The following is a 2,224-nucleotide window of genomic DNA, read 5'->3' on the forward strand; positions in this document are numbered from 1 at the left end:
TGTCAACGGAACGCCAATCCGGACCATCTGACGGCAGTTCAATCTGGACCACCTGGCCGGTTGGGTTGGTGGTTTCAGTCTTCAGTTGTGCCGGCGGTGGGGACGCGGCCGAGGTCGCGGTCCTTGAGCCGGTAGCTGTCACCTTTCAATGCGATGACCTCGGCGTGGTGGACGAGGCGGTCGATCATGGCTGCGGCGACGACGTCGTCGCCGAAGACCTCGCCCCACCGGCCGAAGACTTTGTTGCTGGTCACGATGAGCGAGGCCCGTTCGTAGCGGGATGAGACGAGCTGGAAGAAAAGGTTCGCTGCCTCGTTCTCGAACGGGATGTAGCCGACCTCGTCGACCACGAGCAGCGGGTAGCGACCGAGTTTGGTCAGCTCGGCCTGCAAGCGGCCGGTGTGGTGGGCTTCGGCGAGGCGGGACACCCATTCGGCGGCGGTGGCGAACGCGACTCGGTGTCCGGCTTGGCAGGCTCGGATCGCCAGTCCGATCGCGAGGTGGGTTTTGCCTGTTCCGGGTGGTCCCAGGAACACCACATTCTCTTTCGCGGTGACGAAATCCAGGGTGCCCAGGTGCGCGATCGTGTCGCGTTTGAGGCCGCGGGCGTGACCAAAGTCGAACTCCTCGAGGGATTTTCGGTGCGGGAACCGGGCCGAGCGGATTCGTCCTTCACCGCCGTGGGATTCGCGGGCGGAGACCTCGCGTTGCAGGCAGGCGACGAGGAACTCCTCGTGGGTCCAGTTCTCGGCGCGGGCGCGTTCGGGCAGCCGTTGCGCGGCTTCGCGCAGCGACGGCGCCTTCAGCGCTCGGGTGAGGAAGCTCAGCTCCGCAGCGAAATCCCTGGTCGTGGTGGAGGTTTTCGGGGCGGTTCTGGTTCGGCCGGGCATCACGCCACCCCGCCTTCGATACCGAGTGCGGTGTCGTAGTCGGTCAGGCAGCGTTGCTCGACCTCGGGTTCTGGTGCCGGGCGCACGATACCGATCCGGCCGCGCCGCAACGCTTTCGCCGCCTCGATATGGGCGGGGTCGGATAGCGTTTGATGCCATGCCCAGATCCGTTCGTGATCGGCGACGACCCGACCACCGGAAAACACCCGGACCCGGTCCAGGTCTGCGACGATCTCGATCCGGCGACCGATCACCGCTGGATGCACCGAGTAGTCATTGGAATCCAACCGGACATAATGATCGCGCGGCAGCCGCGCTGACCGCCGCCACCCGGTCTCCGGCGCGATCGGCGGCAACGCCAGCATCGCTTGGCGGTCCGCGGTGATCCGATCGACGGGCGCGCAACCCAACGCGCGGCGGGGTCGATGGTTGACCAACTCCAGCCACTCGCCGAGCTGGGCGTTGAAGTCAGCAGGACTGCGGAACGACCGCCCGGGCAGAAACGACCGTTCCAGGTAGTCGTGGGCCCGTTCGATCATGCCTTTGGCCTCCGGATCGGCGGGTTTGCAGACGAGTACTTTCGCACCGAGGGTTCCTCGGAATGCTTGGCATTCGGTCGTGAGTTCGCTGCGGCCGGCCCGCCAGCGGCCGATCGCGCCTTCTCCGTCCCAGACCAGAACCCTCGGCACCGAGCCGAGCCGGTGGATATGGGCCCACCAACCAGCGAACAGGTCCTCGGCATGCCGCGACGGGATCAGCATCGCCATCAACCAGCGTGAATAACCCGCCACCATCGTCAGGACCGGTAACTGTTTCGGGCCCCGGACCTGCCCGAACCCGACCGGCAACTCGATCGGCGGGAACCAGAAATCACACTGAGCGACCTCACCGGCAACATAGGTCGTCCGCGACGCCGGATCCGGCGGCAGATACACCGGACGCAGCTCGGCGACCCGGCCGGACAACGTCCGGACCGACCGGGTCCAGCCGATTCGCTCCGCGATCACCGTCGACGGCATCGTCGGATACATCTTCAACAGCTCCCGGATCTGCGGCTCGAACGCGTCCACGACCGATCCCTTCGCCGGACGCTCGTACTTCGGTGGCCGATCCGAGGCCAGGGCCCGCTTCACAGTGTTGCGGGATATGCCCATCATCCGAGCGATCGCCTGGATCGGAATACCCTCTGACCTGCTCAAACGACGAACCTCAGCCCAATCCTCCACAGCAAGCATCCCTTCGGTCCTCCCTGGCTCGGATATCAGCCAGGGTCACCGACCAGGTGGTCCATTTTGAGTTGCCGCGCAGTGATCAGTTTTCACGTTCCGCCGACA

General features: G+C 65.4%; 2 protein-coding genes. Both read right to left on the bottom strand.

All coding sequences use genetic code 11. From position 1 onward, the window contains the following. Positions 1–74 precede the first annotated feature (74 nt). A complete protein-coding gene (gene istB / locus ACWDMM_RS33740) occupies positions 75–890 on the bottom strand; it encodes an IS21-like element helper ATPase IstB (RefSeq protein WP_449941582.1) in 816 nt (271 codons plus the stop codon). Further along, positions 890–2,125, bottom strand: coding sequence for an IS21 family transposase (gene istA, locus ACWDMM_RS33745; RefSeq protein ID WP_449941584.1), 1,236 nt, complete (start codon positions 2,123–2,125; stop codon positions 890–892). The genes istB and istA overlap by 1 nt, the downstream gene beginning before the upstream one ends. Positions 2,126–2,224 lie beyond the last annotated feature (99 nt).

Source organism: Nocardia sp. NPDC003726, from assembly GCF_053586955.1.